This is a genomic window from Xanthomonas sp., assembly GCF_017163755.1.
Classification (GTDB): Bacteria; Pseudomonadota; Gammaproteobacteria; order Xanthomonadales; family Xanthomonadaceae; genus Xanthomonas_A.
In genome coordinates this window covers 142,283-158,675 of the sequence record NZ_JAFIWC010000003.1, presented here as the reverse complement: position 1 = coordinate 158,675, position 16,393 = coordinate 142,283, and the positions used below count along the sequence as shown (strand labels likewise).

The window sequence follows — 16,393 nt, the reverse complement described above, 5'->3', positions numbered from 1 at the left end:
GCTATTCCAGCTCCCAGCGCGGCACGGTCGCGAACGCCACCGGCGAGGCCAGTTCCAGCGAGGCCAGTTGCGCCTGCTGCGTGGCTTGCGGGATCAGCGCGCTGACGGTTTCCGGGCGCGCCTTCGGGCCGCTGCGGTAGTCCAGCGACTGCACCGGCAAGCGGCTCTGCTGGCGCAGCAGTTCGCGCAGCGGCGCCTCCATCGCCTCGGTGCAACGTGCCACGTCCTGCCGCACGAACTGCGCCGCGTCCTGGCCCTCGGCCGGCACCGCGCCCAGGTCGCCGAACACCTGCGTGAAACGGGCGGCGACGAACGCATCGAACGACGCGTACTGCAGCGTGCTCTCGTCCTCGTCGTGCCACACGCAGGCCACGCCGAGGCGCTGGTCGGGCAGGCGCACCAGGCAATAGGCGTCGCCGGCGCCCGACTGCGCGAACGGAAAGAAGGCGATGCCCTGCTGCGCCTGCGGGTTCAACCACTCGCCGATGGTCTGCCGGCAGGCAGCCGGGTCCAGCCATTCGATGTCGTAGTCGCTGCCCAGCGCCGGCAGCGCATCGCCGCCCATCGTGGTCAGACCGCGGCGGTACCAGTCTGCCAGCAGCGGCGGCAGCGCGAAACCGGCGCCCGCCGCGATCGCGTCGAATTCGTCGTGCATCGATGTAGGGCCTCGAAAACGGGCCGGCGATTGTAGCCTGGCGCCATGAGGGTGCCGCCGTCGTTCGCGGTGGCAGTCGTGCCGGCGCGCACCCGGCGCGACACGCTCGGCAAGCGATCGGCGCCGTGCGTCCGTCGCGCTGCCGAAGAAGACGGCGGCGGCGCATGCCTCATGCCGGCGGCGCGCAGACAGGCGCTCGCGCCACCGCGCAAACGACACCGGCGCCCGAAGGCGCCGGTGATCGTCCCCGAACCGGTGTCGCCTACGGACGATGGGTCGCCGCGCACACCCACACGTGCGCCAGCTGCAGGCGATTGATCGCGCCCTGCCGTTCCAGGTCCTGCGCATGGTCGGCCATGCAGCGCACGTAGCGGAAGCGGTTGCCCGCCGCGGCGGTCGCGCACAGGTTGCTCTCCGCGGCGATGTTGGCGCCGGGGATCAGCCCGCCGGTCTCCACCACCTTGACCCGCGTGTTGCAGCTGCCGAGCATCGCGTTGCCGTTGTTGAGCTTCCAGCCGATGTCCGCGAACAGGGCCGGGGTCAGGTCGACGTTGAGCTGGGCCTGCACTTCCGGCGTGTCGAACGGTTCCATCAGCGCATTGGGCTGCAGCGCGGTATCGAAGTGCGAGAACGTCGAGCCGCCGGCGACCACGCTGGGCGTGTACAGCCGGGTGCGTCCGGCATCGTCGGCGCCCTGCAGCAGGGTCGGGTCCTCGGCCAGCGCCGCCGTCGCCGGCGCGTTGGCCTTCAGCCGCGCGCCATCGGCCTGCGACACCATCACCGCCGGGATCACGATGTCGTCGATCGGCGGCGAGGCGTTGCCCATCGTCTGCACCCCGGCCGCGTTGTTGGCGACCACCACCCCGACCGCGCCATTGAGCTGCGCGTTCTTGACCTTCACCGCGAAGCCGCAGGTGCCGCGATCGACGATCGCCACCTTGCCCGCCACCGCCGCAGCGTTGACGAAGGGCGTCTCGCAGCCGTCGCTGGCCGAGGCCGCGGCGACGCCGTCGTCGACCACCACCAGCTGGTTGGACGGGAAATTGCCGGGCGTGGCCAACGGGCCGAAGCTGGCGAAGGCGACCTCGTAGCTGCCGGCCGCCGCGGCCGGCGCGCTCACCTTGAGCAGGGTGCGCCGGTCCAGCACCAGCGCCGCGTCGCGATTGACCCGGCGCCCGGCCCACACCGTGCGCCCGGGCGTGCGCAGCGCCTCGGCGCGCAGCGCGTCGGTCATCGCCGGGTCGTCGAAGCGCTTGCCCTGCACGTTGTCGAAGGCCTGCGCGGTATAGACGTCGGTGAGGTTGGTGCCCAGGCCGAGCTGGCCGGTGGTCTTGTTGAGCAGGCCGATGACGCCCAGCCCGTGGCCAAGTTCGTGCATCACCACGTTGAGGAAATTGATCTGGCCTTCCGGGGTCTTGCCGTCCAGGCCCAGGTACCAGCTCGAGCCGGTCAGGCAGTCCGGCTTGCCGAGGTCGCCATTGAACTGCGAGAAGATGTCGGCCGGATCGGCCGGATCCGGCACCAGGTCCTCGCCGGCGATCGCATCGCCCAGCGCCGACGGATACAGCGTGTCCGGCTTGGCGCCGGGGAAGTCGTTGACGATCCAGTTGGGCCCGGCCTGGCCGAGGGTGCCGCTGGTCGGCGTGCAGTTGAGCCGCGCGAACGACGCATACACCTTGACGTCCACGCTGCTCTGCAGCACCGCGCCCCACGCGTCCATCGCGTACTGATAGGCGATGCGCCGCTGCTCGCCGACGCTGGTGCCGGGATTGCCGCCGATCGGCGCGGCCGCGGTGGTGTCGTTGAGGCCGACGCTGGTGCCGGCGTCGCCGTTGATCAGCACCAGCTTGGCGGCGCTGGCGGGGGAAGGCGCCAGTGCGGCGGCCAGGGTCAGGGAAAGGGCCAGGACGGACTTATTCACTCGGAAGCTCTCCTTGCTCGGCGTGGTCGGCGGGCACCTGCCCGTCATCGGCGTGGCGGATCGAGACGCTGCCGTCCGCATTGCGCGCGGCAACCACCGAACTCATCTGGCTGGCCGGCACCTTGCGCGCGATGGTGCCGTTGGACATCCGCCGCTCGGTCGCCCGCGCGTCGGCGTCGGTCTGCGGGATCGCGCCGCGCAGCGCATTGGAACGCGCGCTGCTCGGCGCCGCCGGCGCGGCCTGGTCCAGCGCCGCGCTTTCGGCGGCAGTGAGCGGACGCAGCTTGCCGGTGGCCGGATCGATGCCGACCTTGGAGCTGCTCAGCGTGTTCGCCTGGCCGGCCGCCTGCGCCGAAAAGCAGGCAGCGCACAGCAGGCCGGACAGCATCAATGTTCCGGGCGTGATACGAAGCTTCATCGTCATGACTCCTTGGATCCATCAAGTTGCGCCGCAATGCGTTGTGGCGCGCGGAGGGAGCAGCTGTCCGTCGCTCGAGTTTGAACACGAACTGAAGCCGAATTCAAGCACCAATGTCTTTACCGCTCAGCCGAATCGGCCGACGGCGCATTCACGAACGTCGCTGGAAAACGCTTACCGCCACGGCGGGCGGACTGCATGGCGATCGCTTGCCGGGCGGGAATCACTGCAGCGATGTCTTCGGCCTCTCGAGCCGATTGCTGCAATGCACACACCGGCGAGCGGCGATGCTTCGCGCCATCCATCGCAGCGGGGCGCACCAAGACCGGTCGACGCCCTCCTTCACGTTCCATAGCTGCGGTTGCCAATGCCAAAATCCCCAATCCCGGCCGTTCCGCTACGCTGTTGTCATCGCAACCACGCATCACGCCCCATGATCCCGCCCTGCCTTCCCACCTGCCCCGGCGCAAACGCGTTGCGCCCTCGCGATCGACACCGCTGCACGCGGCGTACAGGCGCCGGCGACAGCGCGAGCGCAACCGGCGAACGGGCCGCGCGGCGATGAGCCAGACCGCATTGAGCGTACTGGACCACGCGCCGCACGACTGGTATCTGCTGCGCGCGGGCGAGGACTATTTCCTCGACGTGAACTGCAGCGCATCGTGGCTGGGCTATTCGCTGTTGATCCGGCTCGACGCCGCCGAGCGCGCCGCGGTGCTGGACGGCGGCCATGCCGCCTGCAATGCGCTGGCCGAACACGTACGCTTCACCGCCACGCCGAGCCATCCGCGCGACCTGTCCCGCGAATACGACGATGCCGTGCGCGACGCCATCGCCCGCTGGCGCGCAGCCGCCGAAGCGTGAGACGGCATGCGCCAATGCCATGGCCGATCGCGGCGCGGCCCGCCGCAGCGGCGCTGGAACGCACCGGGCCGCGATGCCGCAGATCGCGTCGGACGCACCGGACCAGGCGCGGGCAGCCCTGGTGCATCGGCATCGCGCCTGGGCGCGCGTCCAGCGAACCATCGCGGCCTCCACCTCCACCGACACCGCCTTTCCGCGTGCGCATGCCGCAGTAGCCCAGCGCCGCCAGGGAACCGGCCATTGCATTAGCATGCGAGGTCACGCCCCGCGGACCGCGTATATGCCCGACAGCCTCCACGACCTGCAAACCGCCCAGCGCGCGTTCGCCGAAGCGCGCGACTGGGGCCAGTTCCACACCCCGCGCAACCTGGCCGCGGCGCTGTCGGTCGAGGCGGCCGAACTGCTCGAGCATTTCCAATGGCTCAGCGACGAGCAGAGCCGACAGCTGCCCGACGACAAGAAGGCCCAGGTCGGCAGCGAAGTGGCCGACGTGCTGTTGTACCTGCTGCAGCTGTGCGACAAGCTGGGCATCGACCCGATCGACGCGGCGCGACGGAAGATGCAGGTGAACGCGGCGAAGTATCCGGTCGAGCGCGCCAGGGGGCGCATCACCAAATACACCGAGCTGTGAACGCCCGAACGCAGTGAGCGCCGGCGGATGCCGGTGGCCATCGCTGCGACCGCCGGCAGACCGTGCGCAGGCGCGGCGCCCAGGCCTTCTTGGACGCGTGGTGCCGCTCGATTTCCGCTGCGAAGTATCCGACCGAGCGCGTCAGGGGCGCATCGCCAAGTACACCGAACTGTGAACGCCCGACCGCGTTGAGCGCGGGCGACAGAGCCGGCGGCCATCGTTGCGGCGGCCGGCACGCCGTGCGCAGGCTGGTGCTGCTTGATTTTCCGCGGCGAACATCCGGCCGAACGCGCCAGGGGGCGCATCACCAAGTACACCGAGCTGTGACGCCCGACCGCGTTGAGCGCCGGGCGACAAGGCCGGCTGCCTCGCTGCGGCCGCCGGCATCGCCGCGCGCGACTTGCTTAGGCCTTCCCGGACGCGCGCTTGGTGCCGCTCGATTTCCGGGCCGCGCCCTTCTTCGCGGGCGACTTCCTGGCCGTCGACTTCCTGGCCGCCGTCTTCTTGGTCGCCGACTTCTTCGCGGTCTTCTTCGATGCGGCGCTGCGCGTCCTGGCCGCCTTCTTGGCCGCGGCCTTGCGCACGGAAGATCCCTTGGTCTGCGCGGCCTTCTTCGCCGCCGCCGAGCGGCTGGACGCGGTGCGCTTGCTCGCCGCCTTCTTGGCCTGCGACGACAACGCCTTCTTGCCTACCGTCTGCTTGGCGGTCTTGCCCTTGCTCGCGGTCTTGAGCGCCTTCTTGGCGCCGCGCGAACGCGTCGGCGAGGGTTTCTTCTGGCTGGCGCCCTTGCTCTCTTCCTTGGCCACCTTCTTCTTGGTCGCCTTGGACGCGGTCTTCGACGCGCCGGTCTTGACCCCGGCGCGGCGCGCCTTCGACAGGCCGATGGCGATCGCCTGCTTGGTCGACTTCACCTCGGTCTTGCCCTCGCGTACCCGCTCGATCTCGTCGCGGACGAATTCGCCGGCCTGGGTGGTCCCGGCCTTGCCCTTGCGCTTGGCCTGCTTGGCGCGCGCCGCCGTCTTCTTCTCTGGCATGTCGTACTCCTGCAAGCGGCCACGACGTGGCCGAAGGTAGCAGGTGTAGCAGCTGCGAAGTAAAGCCCAGGCATACGCCAGGCGAAGCCCATGTGGAGCGAGCCGCGGTTCCTGCCTGCGCGCGCCGCGCGCTATTTCGCTGCGCTGCGCGCCGTGCGCTGCAGGCCTTCGCCGGGCTCGGCCGCCGGCGGCGGCTCCCAGCCGAACACGCTGCGCCCGCCGTAAAGATGCGAGTCGCGCCGTTCCTGCGCGATCAGCGCCTCCACCGACGGTCCGCGCGCATGCGGTTCGAGCAGGCGCGCCTGCGCGTCCAGCCGGCGGATCGCCTCCAGTTTCTCCTCGCGCCCGAGCCTGGCCTGCGCCACCGCGGTCTTCAGCACGCCGATGGTGTGGTCGTACACGCGCGTGGGCACCGGGAACGGATGCCGGTCCTTGCCGCCGTGCGCCATCGAGAACCGCGCCGGATCGGTGAAACGGCATGGCGCGCCATGCAGCACCTCGGCCACCATCGCCAGCGCGCGCACGGTGCGCGCGCCGACTCCCGGCACCTGCAGCAGTTCGGTGAAATCCTGCGGCCCGCATTCGGCCGCCGCCGCCAGGTTGGCGTGCAGCCGCCGCGCCACCACGTCGCTGCCGCGCACCTCGTGGTGATCGGGCAGCGACAGGTGCGGTTGCGCGCCGGGCCGCCAGGGCGCGGCGGCCGCGGCGCAGGTGCCGGCGAACAGATCGCCGCTCGGCGCGAACAGCGCATCGGCGGCCGGCTCGCGCGCGCCCGGCGCGGCATGCGCGGCGGGAGCGCCCTGCGCCCTGCCCGCGGCGGCGTGCGACGCCGACACCGGCGCCTTCGCCGACGACGCTTCCAGCGCGCCGTACTCGCGCGCGATCCGCTCCGGCCCGAGCGCCTGCAGCAGTTCCACCTGCGCCAGGCGCGAGGCCGCGGCGCGATGGTCGGCGAGATTGACGATGCGTCCCTGCCTCGGGCCGTCGATCGCCGCGTGCGGCGCATCGACGAAGCTGGTCAGCCCTTCGGAGAGCCAATGATAGCGCCGCGCCTGCTTGCTCGCGCCGTTCATGCCCTGCTGCACCACCACCCAGCGGCCGTCGTCGCTGACGATGAAGCCGTGCAGGTACAGGTCGAACCCGTCCTGCACCGCCGCGCTGTCCACCTTCGCCACCAGGCGGCTGGCGCGCGCCAGCGCGGCCCCGTCCACGCCGGTCAGCTCGCCCACCGCGAGCAGCTCGTCCGGGGTGGCGCGCGAATGCCGCCCGCGCCCGCCGCATACGTGGATGCCCAGCTCGCCGGACAGCGGCGCCAGCCCGCGCTTGAGCGCGCCGAGCACGCTGGTGGTGATGCCGGAGGAATGCCAGTCCATGCCCATCACCGCGCCGAAGGACTGGAACCAGAACGGGTGCGCCAGGCGCCGCAGCAGTTCGTCGCGCCCGTAGCTGTGCACGATGGCCTGGCACATCACCGCGCCGAGCCGGGTCATGCGCTCGCCCAGCCAGCGCGGCACGCGCCCGCCGTGCAGGGGAAGATCGGCGCTGCCGGAACGTCGGCTCATGCGGGGGCTCCAGGGATGGGCGCACAGGGTAGCGAGGCCGCATCTCACTGCGCGATCCGCTCGCGATGGCAAGGCTGAGCGATTCAGCACTGTTGCGTAGCGGAGTCACGCAGGCAGCGTCGGGGCTGAAGCCCCTCCTACAGTGCGCCCAGCCAGCTCCGCACGCTCTGTAGGAGCGGCTTCAGCCGCGACGAACGAAGCGGTGGCCCTTATTGGCCTTCGGAAAGCGTCGGGACTGAAGCCCCTCCTACAGTGCATCCACCCAGCTCGCCGCAAGCTCCTGTAGGAGCGGCTTCAGCCGCGACGAACGAAGCAGTGGACCTGTCGGTTGCGGCCAGCGTCGAGGCCGAAGCCCTTCCCAAGCGCCAGGCGCCTGGCAGCCTCACCCGCCGCTGCGCTTGCGCCTGGTTGCCGTCGCAGCGCCGCCCGCACCCTCGCCCGCTCGCACCGTCGCCACCGCCATCACGATCAGCCCGCCGACCAGGCGGCGCAGGTCCGCCTCGTTGTCGGCGGAGGCCTTCAGGCTGGTGGTGGCCAGGCGCAGGATGTAGGCGATATCCGCCGCCGACATCGCCGCGTCCGCGCGCACCTCCGGCTGCAACGCGGCCACCAGTTGCGCTTCCAAGTGCGCGTAGAGATCGGCCAGCGCCTCGGGCGCATAGTCGCCGCAGTTGGCCAGCAGCTCGGTGGCGTTCTCCGAATCGATCACCGCCGCCACCGGCTCCAGCACCCAGATGTCGAACAGCTGCCGCAGCCGCGCCTGCAGGTCCTGCCCCGGCTTCAGGCGCAGCGCGGCCTGGGCCATGCATTGCTCGCGCTGGCGCAGCACCAGCGCGGCGAAGATCGCCTCCTTGTTCGCGAACGACGCGTACAGCGACGGCCGCGACATCCGCGCCGCCTCGGCGATGTCGCCCACGCTCACCTTGCGGTAGCCATGCCGAAGGAACAGCTGCAAGGCCGCGTCGACGATCCGCGTGTCCTTGGCCGACAAGGGTTTGGCCACGATGGGAGATTTTACACTTGACATTCTTTGTAAATTTGTCAAAATTACATTTCGAATCAAATTGTAAAGCACCTGGAGCCTTGCCGATGCATGCCGCCGCCCGATCGCCCCGCCCGACCCGCGCCTACGCCGCCCTGGAAAAAGGCGGCGCGCTGGTGCCCTGGCAATTCGAACGCCGCGCGGTACGCGAACGCGACGTGGCGGTGAAGGTGCTGTACTCGGGCGTGTGCCACTCCGACCTCCACTCGGTGAACCATTGGGGCGTCGAATTTCCGCTGGTGCCCGGCCACGAGATCGTCGGCGAGGTAGTGGAAGTGGGCGCGGCGGTGTCCGGATTCGCCATCGGCCAGCGGGTGATGATCGGCACCATCGTCGACGCCTGCCGCGCCTGCGCGCCGTGCCAAGCGAACATGGAGGTGTACTGCCGCGAATTCCCCACGCTCACCTTCGACGGCCAGGACCGCGTGGACGGCAGCCGTACCCGCGGCGGCTATTCGGAGTACTACGTGGCCGACGCGCATTTCGTCTACCCGCTGCCCGACGGGCTGGACCCGGCCGCGGCCGCGCCGCTGCTGTGCGCCGGCGTCACCACCTATTCGCCGCTGCGGCACTGGAACGTGGGCCCGGGCAGCACCGTCGGCATCGGCGGCATCGGCGGCCTGGGCCACCTGGCGGTGAAGTTCGCCCGTGCGCTCGGCGCGCACGTGGTGGCCTTCACCACGTCGCCGAAGAAGGCCGCCGAAGCGCAGCGCCTCGGCGCGCACGAGGTGGTGCTGTCCACCGACCCCGAGCAGATGCGTGCGCAAGCCTTCCGCTTCGACTTCATCCTCGACACGGTCTCGCAGACCTACCCGCTGGACCCCATGCTGCAGGCGCTGACCCTGGACGGCACGCTGTGTTCGCTGGGCCTGCCGGACACGCTGGATTTCGCGCCGGTGACGCTGGCGATGGGCCGCCGCCGCATCGCCAGTTCCGGCTCCGGCGGCACCGCCGACACCCACGAGATGCTGGCGTTCTGCCAGCGGCACGGCATCGTCGCCGACGTGGAGGTGATCGCGATGGAGCAGATCAACGCCGCCTTCGCGCGGCTGCAGAAAGGCGACGTGCATTGCCGCTTCGTGATCGACATGGCGCGCTCGGCGCTGTAGCCGGCTCGGGCGACCGCCCCTGCGGCGAGGACATCCTGACCGCCCCGTACGCTCAGGCGATGCCCGATGGAGGCTGGCTGTAGCCGATGCCCCTGCCGGCCTGCCGCCGTGGTCCCGATGGGCCGTGGACCCCGCAAAGGAAGGGCGACGATGTCCATCGACAAGAGCGTGGCACCCGCGGTCCTGTCCTGCGCCAGCAGCCTGTTCGTGGCGCTTGGCCTGCTTGCCGATCCGCTTTGCTTCAGCGCGGCATTCGTGTGCCTGGCCGCCAGCAGCGCGATGCGCGGCGACGCGCGCCAGCGCGGAGCGTTCGCCGCGCTGGCGATCGCCTTCCTGCTCGTCGTCCTCGGCTACGGCATGGGCAAGGACCTGGCGCAGCGCGACAATCTGCGCGACGCGCAGGCCACGGCCACGGCCACGGCCGGCGAGCGCTAGCGCTCGCCGGCCACCGCAACCGGCGCCGCGCTACTGCGCCGCGCGGCGAAGACCCCGGCTTCATCGCCATTGCGACCGCACGCATGACGCTCGGGCAGAAGATGCGGCCACTGCTGCGACGCGGCCGTCGGCAGACGTGGCGGCGGCGGCGGCGGCGGCAATCAGCGTGCGGCCAACGGCCTGAGGCCGTCCGGTGGCGGCATTGCGCAAAGGCGCGCGACACCCTGCATGCGGGCAGGTAAAGTACCGCCACATCGTTTGCCGCAAGGACGCCAATGCATTACGCCGCACTGCGCACGCTGCTCGAACCCTGGGGCGAACTGCGCCCACAGCCGGCCTCCGACTGGCAGGGACCGACGCCGCTACCGGCGACGCTCGCCGATTTCTATGCGCAGGTGGGGCCGTGGGGCGAGACCCATCACGCCCAAGTAGGCCCGACCGGCCTGTCGCTGGAGGTCGGCGGCAATCCGGTGGACATCCCGCCGCTGCACAAGCTGTGGTCGCGCCAGGCCGGATACCGCACGCACGCCCTCACCGGCGAACGCCTGCCGGACTGGAACGAACACTGGCTGGTGGTCGCCGATCAAGGCGCGGACCCTTTCATCCTGGACATCGCCAGCGGCGAGGTGTTCTTCGCGTTCCATGGCGCGGGCGCGTGGCGCCCCCGGCTGCTGGCGCCCACGCTGGAAACCGCGTTCGGCGGCCTGGCCACCGTGGCCAATGCCATGGCGGAACTGGGCGACGACGCGTTCGACGATACCGATGAGCTGCTGGCAACGGCGCGGGCGGCCGTCGAGTCGTCCCTGGCATCGTATCTGGGCACCGCTGACCAGGCCGCGCAGTTCCTGGATGCCTGGGAGTGGTACGCGTCCTGAGCATGACGGCGGCGCTGGCGGTTTCGTCTTCGCCAGCGGCGCGGCCGAGCACGGATCGCCACGCGCAGCGTGCGGCCTGTTCGCGGCGAACCTTGCGCTTGCCGCGGCCGATCCGGCGGCCCTTCGGCCAGGCCAGGCCTTTACGCGCCGGCGAAGTCGTGTCCCGGCACCGAAGCGAACCGCCTAGTGCACGGCACCGCGACTTGGGCCGTAGTCGATCCCGATGCCACGGCGCGTCGCGCCCGCAACCATCGTGCAGCGCGTCACAGCTTTTCGTGGCCGATCCGTTAGCGTTGCGCCTGGGCTGAGGGGGACTTGGATATGGCGTTCCGTACCACGCGGCGCGGGCTGTTGCTCGGCGCCGGTTCGCTCGCGTTGCTGTCGCAGGTGCCGATGGGGTTCGCGCTGCCGCGCGCGGGGACGAGGACGCCCGCGTTCATCGATGCGCTGATCGCGCGCATGAGCGTGGAGGAGAAGGCCGGGCAGCTGACCCTGTCCGGTTCGGCGCAGCAGACCGACGCCGCGGCCGCGGCCAATCCGGTGACCGTGCGCCCGACCGCCGAGGGCCAGCTGGCCGCCGCGCGCGCCGGCCGGCTGACCGGCATCTTCAACGGCTCCAACGTGCGCTGGCACCAGCAGCTGCAGCAGGCGGCGCTGCAGAGCCGGTTGCAGATCCCGCTGCTGTTCGCCGCCGACGTGATCCACGGCTTCACCACCGTGTTCCCGGTGCCGCTGGCCGAAGCGGCCAGCTTCGAGCCGGAGCTGGCGCAGCGCACCGCGCGCGCCGCCGCGCTGGAGGCCACCGCAGTCGGCATCGACTGGACCTTCGCGCCGATGGTGGACATCGCCCGCGACGCGCGCTGGGGCCGCGGCGTGGAAGGCAGCGGCGAGGACGTGCTGCTCGGGCGCCGCTTCGCGCAGGCGCGGGTGCGCGGCTTCCAGGGCGAAGGCATCGGCCATGCCGACGCGATGGCCGCGTGCCCGAAGCACTTCGCCGCCTACGGCGCGGCCGAAGCCGGGCTGGACTACAACACGGTCGACCTTTCCGAACGCACGCTGCGCGAGGTCTACTTCCCGCCGTTCCAGGCCGCGTTCGACGCCGGCGCGGTGACCACCATGGCCGCGTTCAACGAGATCGCCGGCATCCCCGCCACCGCCAACGTCTGGCTGCTGGACCAGGTGCTGCGCGGGGAATGGGACTACCGCGGGCTGGTGGTGTCCGACTACACCGGCGACCAGGAACTGATCGCGCACGGCATCGCCGCCGATGCGCGCGAGGCGGCCAAGCTGGCGTTCCTGGCCGGCGTGGACATCAGCATGCAGAGCGGCCTGTACCTGCAGCACCTGCCGGGCCTGGTCGCCGCCGGCGAGGTGCCGATGGCGCGGCTGGACGCCTCGGTGCGCCGCGTGCTGCAGTTCAAGGCCGAACTGGGCCTGTTCGACGACCCGTTCCTGCGCATCGCGCCCGAACGCGCGCAGGCACGGCAGCGGCGCCCGGAAACGCTGACGCTGGCGCGCGAGGCGGCGCGCAAGTCCATCGTGCTGCTGAAGAACGACAACCAGGTGCTGCCGCTGCGGCGCCGCGGCCAGCGCATCGCGCTGATCGGGCCGATGGCGAAGAACTGGGTGGACAGCGCCGGGCCGTGGACGCTGTTCGGCGGCGACGACAGCGGCAACGACCTGGCCACCGCGATGCGCACGCTGCTGGCCGATCCCAAGGCGCTGCAGGTGGTGGAGGGCTGCGACTTCGAACACAGCCTGCCCGGCGGCGTGCAGGCCGCGGTGGAGGCGGCGGCGGCCGCGGACGTGGCGGTGCTGGCGATCGGCGAATCGCTGAAGTACTCGGGCGAGGCGCAGTCGCGCAGCGAGATCGCCATCCCCAGCGCGCAACAGTCGCTGCTGGCGGCGGTGGCGGCCACCGGCACGCCGGTGGTGGTGGTGCTGAGCAACGGCCGCGCGCTGGTGATCGACGGCCCGGTGCTGGAATCCTCGGCGATCGTGGTGGCGTGGTTCCTGGGCTCGGCGTCGGGTCCGGCGCTGGCCGACATCCTGTTCGGCGAGCATGGCCCGTCCGGGCGCCTGCCGGTGAGCTTCCCGTACGAATCCGGGCAGGCGCCCTACAGCTATGCGCACAAGCCCAGCGGCCGCCCCGACCCGCGCCCGGACGCGCTGCAGCCGTACAAGACCCACTACCGCACCGCGCCCAATGCCGCGCGGTTCCCGTTCGGCCACGGCCTGACCTATGGCCGTATCGAGTACGGCGAGCTGACCCTGAGCGACGCGCGGCTGCCCGCCGACGGCAGCGTGCGGATCAGCGCGCGGATCCACAACCGCGGCACCCGCGACGCCGAGGAGGTGGTGCAGCTGTACCTGCGCGACCGCGCCGCCAGCGTCACCCGCCCGGTGCGCGAGCTGAAGGATTTCCGCAAGGTCGCGGTGCCGGCCGGCGGCAGCGCCACGGTGACCTTCAGCCTGCGCCGCGAGGACCTGCTGTTCGTCGGCCAGGCGCTCACGCCCACCGTGGAGCCGGGCGTGTTCGACCTGTGGGTGGCGCCGTCGGCCGAAGCCGCCGGCGTGTCGGCGAGCTTCGAACTGCTGGGCTGATCCCGGGGCGGCCGGGCGATTGCGCGCGCTGCGCGTCCTACCCTCACCCCAACCCCTCTCCCGGGGGGAGAGGGGCTAGCGCGCTTCCTTCTCCCGTCGGGAGAAGGTGCCCCGCAGGGGCGGATGAGGGTACGGACCACCCGTGCAACGATCGCGCGCACTGCGCGTCCGACCCTCACCCCAACCCCTCTCCCGCTGGGAGAGGGGCTAGCAGCGCTTCCTTCTCCCGTCGGGAGAAGGTGCCCCGCAGGGGCGGATGAGGGTACGGGCCACCCGTGCAACGATTGCGCGCGCTGCGCGCCCGACCCTCACCCCAACCCCTCTCCCGAGGGGAGAGGGGCTAGCGGCGCTTCCTTCTCCCCTCGGGAGAAGGTGCCCCGCAGGGGCGGATGAGGGTACGGGCCACCCGTGCAACGATCGCGCGCGCTGCGCGTCCGACCCTCACCCCAACCCCTCTCCCGAGGGGAGAGGGGCTAGCGGCGCTTCCTTCTCCCGTCGGGAGAAGGTGCCCCGAAGGGGCGGATGAGGGTACGGGCCACCGGTGCAACGATTCCGCGCGCTTCGCGCCCGACCCTCGCCCCAACCCCTCTCCCGGTGGGAGAGGGGCTAGCAGCGCCGCTGCCGGCCTAACTTTCTCAGCTTTTCAAACCGGTAGTTGTTGTTCATGCCGCCCCGGAGCGCTTCAGCCCTGCAACACCTGCGCCAGGAACGGCGCGGTGCGGCTGCCGGCATGCCGCGCCACCGCCTGCGGCGCGCCGGCGACGACGACCGCGCCGCCTTCGTCGCCGGCGCCGGGCCCCATGTCGATAATCCAGTCGCTGGCCGCGGCCACGCGCATGTCGTGTTCGACCACCACCACGCTGTTGCCCGCGTCGACCAGCCCGTGCAGCTGCCGCAGCAGCGTGTCCACGTCCGCCGGGTGCAGGCCGGTGGTGGGCTCGTCCAGCACGTAGACGGTATCGCGGCGCTGCGCGCGTTGCAGCTCGGTGGCCAGCTTGATGCGCTGCGCCTCGCCGCCGGACAGCTCGGTCGCCGGCTGGCCCAGGCGCAGGTAGCCCAGCCCCACCTCGCGCAGCACCTGCAGCGGGCGCGCGATCGCCGCGTCGTCGGCGAAGAATGCCTCCGCCTGCGCCACGGTCAGGCGCAGCACCTGGGCGATGTTGTGCCCGCGCAGTTCGATCTCCAGCGTCCTGGCGTTGTAGCGCGCGCCGTGGCAGGTGGGGCACGGCGCGTAGACGCTGGGCATGAACAGCAGTTCCACGAACACCGCGCCCTCGCCTTCGCAGGTCTCGCAGCGGCCCTTGGCCACGTTGAACGAAAAGCGGCCGGCATCGTACTTGCGCCGGCGCGCGGCCGGCGTGGCGGCGAAGCGCTTGCGCACGTGGTCGAACAGGCCGGTGTAGGTGGCCAGATTGGAACGCGGGGTGCGGCCGATCGGCTTCTGGTCCACGCGCACCAGCCGCCGCACCCGCTCCAGGCCCTCGACGATGCGCCCGCCGACCGGCACCTGCGCGCTGCGTTCCAGCGGGTCCAGGTCCTCTTCCGGATCGGCGCGCTCGTGGCCCAGGTGCTCGCCGAGCAGTTCCACCAGCGCCTGGCTCGCCAACGACGACTTGCCCGAACCGGACACGCCGGTGACGGTGGTGAACACGCCCAGCGGGATATCCACGTCCAGCCCGGCGACGTTGTTGCGGGTGACCCCGCGCAGGCGCAGCCAGCCGGCCGGCTCGCGCGCGCGGCCCGGCAGCGGCGCGTGGCCGCCGAACAGGTAGCGCCGGGTGGACGAGGCTTCGATGCGCGCCAGCCCCGCCGGCGGGCCGCTGTACAGCACCTGCCCGCCCTGCTCGCCCGCGCCGGGGCCGACATCGACGATCCAGTCGGCATGGCGGATCACGTCGATCTCGTGTTCGACCACGAACAGCGAATTGCCGGCGGCCTTGAGCTGGTCCAGCGCCGCCAGCAGCGCCTGCGCGTCGGCCGGGTGCAGGCCGGCGGACGGTTCGTCCATCACGTAGACCACGCCGAACAGCTGCGAGCGGATCTGCGTGGCCAGGCGCAGGCGCTGCAGTTCGCCCGGCGACAGCGTCGGCGTGCTGCGCTCCAGGGTCAGGTAGCCCAGGCCCAGCTCCTGCAGGATGCGGATGCGCGCCAGCAGGTCCTGGGCGATGCGCTGCGCGGCGATCGCCTGCTCCGGATGCTGCCTGGCGTTGCGCGCCCGGCCCTCGGCGGCCGGGCGCAGGATCTGCGCCACCTGCGCCAGCGGGCGCTGCGACAGTTCGCCGATGTCCAGCCCGGCGAAGGTCACCGACAGCGCTTCGCGGCGCAGCCGCTTGCCGTCGCAGGTGGGGCACAGCGTGCTGAGCAGGTACTGCGACACGCGCTTCTTGATCAGCGCGCTCTGCGTGGTCGCGAAGGTGTGCAGCACGTAGCGGCGCGCGCTGGTGAAGGTGCCCATGTAGCTGGGCTCCATCTTCCTGCGCAGCGCGGCCTTCACCTCCGCCAGGGTGAAGCCCGGATACACCGGCACCACCGGCTGCTCGTCGGTGAACAGGATCCAGTCGCGGGTCTTCTTCGGCAGCTTCGCCCACGGCACGTCCACGTCGTGGCCCAGCGTGGTGAGGATGTCGCGCAGGTTCTGCCCGTGCCATGCCAGCGGCCACGCGGCCACCGCGCGCTCGCGGATGCTCAGCGAACGGTCCGGCACCATCGACGCCTCGGTCGCCTCGTAGACGCGGCCCAGGCCGTGGCAGGTGGGACAGGCGCCGGCGGGGGTGTTCGGCGAGAAGCCGTCGGCGTAGATGATCGCCTGCCCCGGCGGATAGTGGCCGGCGCGCGAATACAGCATGCGCAGCGAATTGGAGATGGTGGTGACGCTGCCCACCGACGAGCGCGTGCTCGGCGCGCCGCGGTGCTGCTGCAGCGCCACCGCCGGCGGCAGGCCTTCGATGGCGTCGACCTCGGGCACGCCGGCCTGGTCGATCAGCCGCCGCGCGTACGGCGAGATCGAATCCAGGTAGCGCCGCTGCGCCTCGGCGAACAGCGTGCCGAACGCCAGCGAGGACTTGCCCGAGCCGGACACGCCGGTGAAGACCACCAGCGCATCGCGCGGCACGTCCACGTCCACGTTCTTGAGGTTGTGCTCGCGTGCGCCACGGACGCGGACGAAACCGGCAACGGTGGGATCGGTAGAACCGGGCGGTTTTGGCATGGGCTGGCGGTCGGCGAGAACTCGCACAAGCTTAG

12 protein-coding genes and 1 pseudogene are annotated in these 16,393 nt (G+C 71.3%); 6 read left to right on the top strand and 7 right to left on the bottom strand.

All coding sequences use genetic code 11. The annotated features are described in order from the left end of the window. Window position 1: 1 nt before the first annotated feature. From JR065_RS03475 to JR065_RS03465, 3 genes are all read right to left on the bottom strand, one after another. A complete protein-coding gene (locus tag JR065_RS03475; protein WP_206232144.1) occupies window positions 2–655 on the bottom strand; it encodes an SMI1/KNR4 family protein in 654 nt (217 codons plus the stop codon). Window positions 656–917: 262 nt separating this feature from the next. Continuing rightward, on the bottom strand, window positions 918–2,576 hold the full coding sequence (locus JR065_RS03470; RefSeq protein ID WP_206232142.1) for a PA domain-containing protein: 1,659 nt from the start codon (window positions 2,574–2,576) through the stop codon (window positions 918–920). After that, on the bottom strand, window positions 2,569–2,964 hold the full coding sequence (locus tag JR065_RS03465) for a post-PEP-CTERM-1 domain-containing protein (RefSeq protein ID WP_206232216.1): 396 nt from the start codon (window positions 2,962–2,964) through the stop codon (window positions 2,569–2,571). The genes JR065_RS03470 and JR065_RS03465 overlap by 8 nt, the downstream gene beginning before the upstream one ends. Window positions 2,965–3,555: 591 nt before the next feature. On the opposite strand from JR065_RS03465, the gene JR065_RS03460 reads away from it, so the two are divergent. Then, complete coding sequence (locus JR065_RS03460; protein WP_206232140.1) at window positions 3,556–3,858, top strand: hypothetical protein; 303 nt, start codon at window positions 3,556–3,558, stop codon at window positions 3,856–3,858. A 280-nt stretch (window positions 3,859–4,138) separates the two neighbouring features. Next, a complete protein-coding gene (locus tag JR065_RS03455) occupies window positions 4,139–4,489 on the top strand; it encodes a nucleotide pyrophosphohydrolase (protein ID WP_206232138.1) in 351 nt (116 codons plus the stop codon). Between the two features lie 521 nt (window positions 4,490–5,010). Here the strand turns inward: JR065_RS03455 and JR065_RS03450 are convergent. The 3 genes and pseudogenes from JR065_RS03450 to JR065_RS03440 all read right to left on the bottom strand — a co-directional run. After that, window positions 5,011–5,523 (bottom strand): annotated as a pseudogene (locus JR065_RS03450) (DNA-binding protein); the annotation flags it as partial. Window positions 5,524–5,654: 131 nt separating this feature from the next. Further along, window positions 5,655–7,085 (bottom strand): DUF763 domain-containing protein, encoded by a 1,431-nt coding sequence (locus JR065_RS03445; RefSeq protein WP_206232137.1) that lies wholly within the window; start codon window positions 7,083–7,085, stop codon window positions 5,655–5,657. 382 nt (window positions 7,086–7,467) lie between these two features. Further along, window positions 7,468–8,088, bottom strand: a complete 621-nt coding sequence (locus JR065_RS03440) for a TetR/AcrR family transcriptional regulator (RefSeq protein WP_343237241.1) — start codon at window positions 8,086–8,088, stop codon at window positions 7,468–7,470. 86 nt (window positions 8,089–8,174) lie between these two features. On the opposite strand from JR065_RS03440, the gene JR065_RS03435 reads away from it, so the two are divergent. The 4 genes from JR065_RS03435 to JR065_RS03420 all read left to right on the top strand — a co-directional run bounded on the left by JR065_RS03435 (window position 8,175) and on the right by JR065_RS03420 (window position 13,150). Beyond that, a complete protein-coding gene (locus tag JR065_RS03435; RefSeq protein WP_206232133.1) occupies window positions 8,175–9,236 on the top strand; it encodes an NAD(P)-dependent alcohol dehydrogenase in 1,062 nt (353 codons plus the stop codon). A 150-nt stretch (window positions 9,237–9,386) separates the two neighbouring features. Continuing rightward, entirely contained in the window at window positions 9,387–9,671 is a 285-nt protein-coding gene (locus JR065_RS03430) for a hypothetical protein (protein WP_206232132.1), read from the top strand. Between the two features lie 275 nt (window positions 9,672–9,946). Beyond that, window positions 9,947–10,546, top strand: coding sequence for a hypothetical protein (locus JR065_RS03425; RefSeq protein WP_206232130.1), 600 nt, complete (start codon window positions 9,947–9,949; stop codon window positions 10,544–10,546). Between the two features lie 321 nt (window positions 10,547–10,867). Further along, window positions 10,868–13,150, top strand: a complete 2,283-nt coding sequence (locus JR065_RS03420) for a glycoside hydrolase family 3 N-terminal domain-containing protein (RefSeq protein ID WP_206232127.1) — start codon at window positions 10,868–10,870, stop codon at window positions 13,148–13,150. Window positions 13,151–13,832: 682 nt separating this feature from the next. On the opposite strand, the gene JR065_RS03415 is transcribed toward JR065_RS03420, so the two are convergent. After that, the gene (locus tag JR065_RS03415; RefSeq protein ID WP_206232126.1) at window positions 13,833–16,358 is read right to left on the bottom strand and encodes an excinuclease ABC subunit UvrA; all 2,526 of its coding nucleotides are present in this window, start codon (window positions 16,356–16,358) and stop codon (window positions 13,833–13,835) included. Window positions 16,359–16,393 lie beyond the last annotated feature (35 nt).

What these genes read in the sequence shown, in the direction of transcription:
- JR065_RS03475 (WP_206232144.1), bottom strand. Translation starts at nt 655, where the DNA reads ATGCACGACGAATTCGACGCGATCGCGGCGGGCGCCGGTTTCGCGCTG.
- JR065_RS03465 (WP_206232216.1), bottom strand. Translation starts at nt 2,964, where the DNA reads ATGCTGTCCGGCCTGCTGTGCGCTGCCTGCTTTTCGGCGCAGGCGGCC.
- JR065_RS03460 (WP_206232140.1), top strand. Translation starts at nt 3,556, where the DNA reads ATGAGCCAGACCGCATTGAGCGTACTGGACCACGCGCCGCACGACTGG.
- JR065_RS03455 (WP_206232138.1), top strand. Translation starts at nt 4,139, where the DNA reads ATGCCCGACAGCCTCCACGACCTGCAAACCGCCCAGCGCGCGTTCGCC.
- JR065_RS03445 (WP_206232137.1), bottom strand. Translation starts at nt 7,085, where the DNA reads ATGAGCCGACGTTCCGGCAGCGCCGATCTTCCCCTGCACGGCGGGCGC.
- JR065_RS03435 (WP_206232133.1), top strand. Translation starts at nt 8,175, where the DNA reads ATGCATGCCGCCGCCCGATCGCCCCGCCCGACCCGCGCCTACGCCGCC.
- JR065_RS03430 (WP_206232132.1), top strand. Translation starts at nt 9,387, where the DNA reads ATGTCCATCGACAAGAGCGTGGCACCCGCGGTCCTGTCCTGCGCCAGC.
- JR065_RS03425 (WP_206232130.1), top strand. Translation starts at nt 9,947, where the DNA reads ATGCATTACGCCGCACTGCGCACGCTGCTCGAACCCTGGGGCGAACTG.
- JR065_RS03420 (WP_206232127.1), top strand. Translation starts at nt 10,868, where the DNA reads ATGGCGTTCCGTACCACGCGGCGCGGGCTGTTGCTCGGCGCCGGTTCG.
- JR065_RS03415 (WP_206232126.1), bottom strand. Translation starts at nt 16,358, where the DNA reads ATGCCAAAACCGCCCGGTTCTACCGATCCCACCGTTGCCGGTTTCGTC.